6 protein-coding genes are annotated in these 5478 nt (G+C 61.6%); 4 read left to right on the top strand and 2 right to left on the bottom strand.

The window, feature by feature from the left end; genetic code table 11:
• Positions 1-59: 59 nt before the first annotated feature.
• On the bottom strand, positions 60-1214 hold the full coding sequence (lldD, locus tag EPO09_RS01335) for an FMN-dependent L-lactate dehydrogenase LldD (RefSeq protein ID WP_290639409.1): 1155 nt from the start codon (positions 1212-1214) through the stop codon (positions 60-62).
• Positions 1215-1340: 126 nt separating this feature from the next.
• Positions 1341-2270: a LysR family transcriptional regulator gene (locus tag EPO09_RS01340; RefSeq protein WP_290639410.1), complete on the bottom strand. Its 930-nt coding sequence runs from the start codon at positions 2268-2270 to the stop codon at positions 1341-1343.
• A 96-nt stretch (positions 2271-2366) separates the two neighbouring features.
• On the opposite strand from EPO09_RS01340, the gene EPO09_RS01345 reads away from it, so the two are divergent.
• The 4 genes from EPO09_RS01345 to EPO09_RS01360 all read left to right on the top strand — a co-directional run.
• Positions 2367-3425, top strand: a complete 1059-nt coding sequence (locus tag EPO09_RS01345) for an isochorismatase family protein (RefSeq protein WP_290639412.1) — start codon at positions 2367-2369, stop codon at positions 3423-3425.
• Between the two features lie 12 nt (positions 3426-3437).
• Complete coding sequence (locus EPO09_RS01350) at positions 3438-4031, top strand: GNAT family N-acetyltransferase (RefSeq protein WP_290639414.1); 594 nt, start codon at positions 3438-3440, stop codon at positions 4029-4031.
• Positions 4028-4633 carry a hypothetical protein gene (locus tag EPO09_RS01355; protein ID WP_290639416.1) on the top strand — a complete coding sequence of 202 codons (606 nt, stop codon included), beginning with the start codon at positions 4028-4030 and terminating at the stop codon, positions 4631-4633. Before EPO09_RS01350 ends, EPO09_RS01355 begins: the two co-directional genes overlap by 4 nt.
• A 138-nt stretch (positions 4634-4771) precedes the next feature.
• On the top strand, positions 4772-5478 hold a 707-nt coding region (locus EPO09_RS01360; protein WP_290639418.1), incomplete at its 3' end, for a PHB depolymerase family esterase.

Below are 5478 nucleotides of genomic sequence, written 5' to 3' on the forward strand. Positions count from 1 at the left end.
CGCAATGGGAACACATGGTCGCGGTGACGGCGCGGGGCTGTGAGGTGTTGACGGCGTGATCAGCGGCCCTCGTTGCCCCGTTCACGCACCAACAGATCGCCCGTGATGTCCGCCACACGGGCCGCACTGGTCAGCGTCATGGCCACGCGCATTTCTTTCTCCAGCAGCTCCAGCAGGTGCGACACGCCGGCCTCACCGGCTGCCGCCAGGGCGTAGATATAGGCCCGCCCAATCATGGCTGCGTCAGCGCCCAACGCAATGGCGCGCACCACATCCAGGCCATTGCGGATGCCCGAATCGACCAGGATCTTGATCTGCCCCTTCACGGCATCGGCAATAGGCGGCAGCGCTCGGGCTGATGACAGCACGCCATCGAGCTGCCGACCACCATGGTTGGACACCACGATGCCATCGGCACCAAAGCGCACGGCGTCCTTCGCGTCTTCCGGATCCAGGATGCCCTTGATGACCATGGGCCCCTTCCAGAAGGCCCGAATCCACTCCAGGTCCTTCCACGAAATGGACGGATCAAAGTTGGCCCCGAGGTAGCCCATGTAGTCGGCCAGGCCCGTGGGTTTGCCCATGTAAGCGGAGATGTTGCCCAGGTCGTGCGGGCGGCCCCTCAGGCCCACATCCCAGGCCCAGCGTGGGTGCGTCACGGCCTGCGCATAGCGGCGCAGTTCGGCATAAGGGCCACTCATGCCCGAGTGCGCATCGCGGTAGCGTGCGCCCGGCACCGGCATGTCCACCGTAAAGACCAATGTCGTGCAACCAGCGGCCTGCGCGCGCTCCAGCGCGTTCTGCATGAAGCCACGGTCCTTGAGCACATACAGCTGGAACCACATCGGGCGGTTCAGCTTGGGTGCCACTTCCTCGATGGGGCAGACCGACACGCTCGACATCGTGAAGGGCACGCCCCGCGCATCGGCTGCACGCGCGGCCTGTACCTCGCCACGTCGGGCATACATGCCGGTGAGCCCCACAGGCGACAAGGCCACAGGCAGGGCCAGCTTCTCGCCGAACAACTCGATGCTGGTGTCGAGCTGGCTCATGTCCTTGAGCACGCGCTGGCGCAAAGCCACCGCGGCCAGATCCTCGACATTGCGGCGCAGGGTCTGCTCGGCATACGCACCGCCATCGATGTAATGAAAGAGGAATGGTGGCAGACGCCTGCGCGCGGCTTCCCGGTAATCAGCAGAGGAGGAAATGATCATGATGGTCTCGTCACGTCTGCACCCATGGCGCAGGCACGATAGCACTGATCCCCAGGCGTTTGGGGGGCAGGGCAACGATCACAACACCACGGAGTTGATCACGGAGCAGTGACTCAGCTACTTGATTCAAACACTCGGCGCCAGTCGCTCCACCAGGAAATCCACCATCACCCTGAGCTTGAGCGGCATCACCCGCTGCGGTTGCCACAAAGCCCACGCCGTTGATCCGAACGCCGGTTGCGGCATCCATTGGGGCAACGCCACCCGCAATCGTCCTGATGCCAGGTCGTCTTCAACGGCAAAGCGGGGTAGCAAGCCCAGGCCCATGTCGGCCAGCAAGAGATCCCTCACCACGTCGCTACTGTTGACGATCACCGGCCCCGAGACAGGGACGGCAGCGGTCTGCCGCTGCGGCCCATCAAAGCGCCACACAAGAGGCTGGCCCGGTTGGCTGACACCAAAGGGCAAGCAGGGCAGCGTCTTCAATTGATCAGGATGCACGAGCTTCTTGCCCCGCAGGAATCGGGGTGAGGCACACAGCACAAAATCAAAATGATGCACAGGGCGCCCGGCCAATTGGCCTGGAGGCTCATCTGTCAGCCTGATGGCCAGATCCAGGCCTTCCTCCCACAGGTCCACATAGCGGTTGACCAGCAGCAGGTCCACTTGCACATCCGGATAGCGCTGATGGAAAGCGGGCAGCAAGGGACCCAGCACATGCTTGCCATACGTGACGGAGGCCGTCATCTTCAAACGCCCGGCAGGCCGCCCGGCGAGTGATGACAAGGAGGCCGAAGCATCCTCCACCAGGCGGGCCATGCTCGCCGCATGCTCATACAGCACCTGCCCCGCCTCGGTCACGGTCATGCGCCGAGTGGTGCGATGCAAGAGCGTGGCGCCCATGCTGCGCTCCAGCCGCTGGATCTGCTTGGTCACGGCCGGCTTGCCCAGGCCCAACGCGGCAGCAGCAGCGGTGAAGCCGCCCAGATCCACCACCTTCACGAACACAAGCAGATCCGCCATGCCTTGGCTTTGAGTGAGGTATGCGGCGTCCATTGTTTCCTCCATGGAAACGATATTGTGCATCTGGCAGATATTGTTATCTGCTCGCTTCGCAGACACGATGGATGCATCACCTGACCGGAGACTCACATGCCCCTTCTGACACTCGACATCACCAGTGCCCCTCTCTCTGCAACGCAACGCCTGCACGTCCAGCAAGGCCTCACCGGGCTGATGGCCTCGGTACTTGGCAAGGTCGCCGCGTTGACCGTGGTGCAGATTCGCGAACAAGCTGATCGCCACGCGTGGTCAGTGAATGGTCAGCCCTTGTCTGACACCGATTGGTGTGCCAGCCTGCATGTGGCGATCACAGAAGGCAGCAACAGCCTGCCTGAACAAAGCACCTTCCTGGCCGCTGCGCACGCCTTGCTGCAAGAGACCATGGGCCAGGCCCCTGCAGCACCGCTGTACATCGTGATGCAGAACGTACCAGGCGCGCATTGGGGCTATGGTGGCCACACTCAGGCCAGCCGGCGGCCCGCACCCGCATTGGCTGACAGGCCCCTCACCATCCAGCAGCTATCAGGCAAGCCTGCTTTGAGCACCCTGCCAACGCATGGCACTGCGCTCTTGCTGCTGGACTTTCAGCACGAGTACACATGCCAAGGAAAGCTGCCTCTGGATGGCTTCGGAGCTGCCGCGCACGAAGCCAATCTACTGGTTCTGGCTGCCGACGCTGCGGGTGTCCCTGTGATCCACGTGCATCACGTAGCGGCCCAAAACAAGGCGGCGTTGTTTGACAAGGATGGTGAAGGCATCCAGCCCACCACATTGCCCACATTGGGCCTACATCACATCAAGGTGATCAAGCAGTGGCCATCGGCCTTTCATGACACGGCGCTGTTGCAGGAACTGAAGCAACGCGATATCCACACGCTGGTGATCGCCGGTTGCATGACGCACAACTGTGTGGACAGCACCGCTCGCCATGCACTGCATCTCGGGTTTCAACTGGTGATTGCGGGCGACGCCTGTGCGACACGAGCCTTGCCCGCAAGCGATGGCACGGCCATCTCTGCTGACATCGTTCAACGGGCCACCTTGGCTGGCCTGGCCGACCGGCATGCCACGATTTGGCCAAGCAGTGAAGTCGTGTCAAAGTGGCACCTGTCTGGCCATGGCAGTACAGATGGTTCGGCCAATCAATAGGCAAACAAAATCATGGGATACACACAAGACATCGTGGTGCGCCAGGCCCGCCCTGACGACGCACACGCACTGGCCCACTTGCATGCGAAAAGTTGGCGCCAGACCTACCGTGGCCAATTGACAGACGCCTTTCTGGATGGCCCCATCCTGGAAGACCGCCTTGATCTGTGGTGCACGCGATTGGCGAATCCCTCATCTCGGCAAGGCATATGGGTTGCCACACGTGCAGGTGCCGTTGTGGGATTGGCCTGCGCATACGCGCAGCACGACGAGCAATGGGGCACGCTGCTGGAGAACCTGCACGTCGCGCATGAACACAAACGTCAGGGCATTGGTCAAAGGTTGTTTGAAACCGTTCGGCAATGGGCCACACACAGCGCACAGGCTGAATGGCTGCACCTGTGGGTGCTGGCTGGCAACCACACGGCGCAGCGCTTCTATCAAGGGCTGAATGCCCTGCACAAGGAGTCAGGCACCTGGCATGCACCGGATGGCTCAAGCCTGGCTCAGCTTCGATACGTGTGGCCACTGAAACCCCTCCAGCAGGTCAGTCAATGTGACCGTGCTAGAACCCCGAATGCCATCACACACGGGGCGACGCCATGAACATGTCCATCTTGTCCAGCAGGGCTCAGACACTGAATGCCAAAGTAGGTGCCGTGACCTTGACGCTCGGCGCCTTCATGACGCTGGCACTGACGCACACCACCATTGCGTTGGCACCGCTGCGCATTCTGGCCCTGGCCATCGCCAGCTTTGCTGCCTGGGCCTTCTCCGATGAAATGGGCATCCGCAAACCGCTGAACCGAGCAGGTCTGGTTTGCTTCTTCATTGCTGCCGCCGCCAAGATCCAGGTGGCGCTCGGCGTGGAGGAACATCTGATGGGGCGCTATCTGCTGTTGTACGCAGCGTTCCTGATGTTGGCCATCCTGTTCTGGTCGGTCGCCTTTCTGCATCGGCAAAGCAGCTTGAAACGCGCGGGGGCTGTCGGCGTACTGGCTGCGCTGGGCCCCATTGTGGCCATTGTGGTGGGCCACATCATCGTGGGCGCTGGGGCGGCATTGGGTGTGGGGTCTTTGCTGGCAGCCACGCAAGGAGGCGCGCTCACAGACATGGGTTTCGTGACGCTGGTCGAACGCATCTTTGGCCTTTGGGCTTATGTAGCGGCCTGGATGCTGTGGCGAGGACACATCGGCGCAGCCTGGTGATAGTCATCCGCAAGAAAGTACGCTTTGGCGCACAGTCTATAAAGAGACTTTGATCCAACCTCATCACGCGCCATGACACACGCCCATTCAACTCGCTTACAGACGTGGCTTCGTACTCTTTGCTTGAGCGGCCTGTGCTTGTCTGCCATCCAGCCTGTACATGTGGCCTGGGCTCAGTCTGAGCAGGGTTCGGGATCTCGCTGGCAGCGCTTCAAACAGATGCGTGAGACGCAGCGCGAGAACAAGGGTGCGGTGGTCAGCGAAGCATCTCTGGGCGCGGTTCAGGATCATTTACGTGAAGACCGCTTCGCGGGCAGAGACATGCTGGTCTATGTGCCGGCCCATTTGCCTGCGGCCGGGCAGCGCGCATTGCTCGTGGTGTTGCATGGTGGCGGCGGCAATGCGCGCTTCATGCAAGAGCACCTCAAGATCGACGGCGTGGCCGAGCAGAACGGCTTTGTGGTGGCCTATCTCAACGGATCCGCAGCAGCCCGCCTGGGTGGTGACAGCCTCAAGGCCTGGAACGCAGGCAAAGGCTGTTGTGGCAAGCCCTATACCGACAAGGTCGATGACATCGGCTACATCACCGGGGCGGTTCGCTACCTGCAGCAACAGTACGGCGCCACGACCGAGCGCACCTATGGGGCAGGGCATTCCAACGGGGCCATGATGATGCAGACCATGGCCTGCCTTACGCCAGTGTTCAAGCACGTGGTCACCTTGGCGGGCACCTTGATGGCCGACACCCGCACTTGCCCTGAGGCAAGACAACATGTGATCGACAACTACCATGGCGAGCGCGATCAGAACGTTCCGATTGCGGGCGGCGTTGGTACCAAGGGGGT

The organism is Aquabacterium sp. (assembly GCF_004297345.1).
In the GTDB taxonomy this organism is placed as follows: domain Bacteria; phylum Pseudomonadota; class Gammaproteobacteria; order Burkholderiales; family Burkholderiaceae_C; genus Aquabacterium.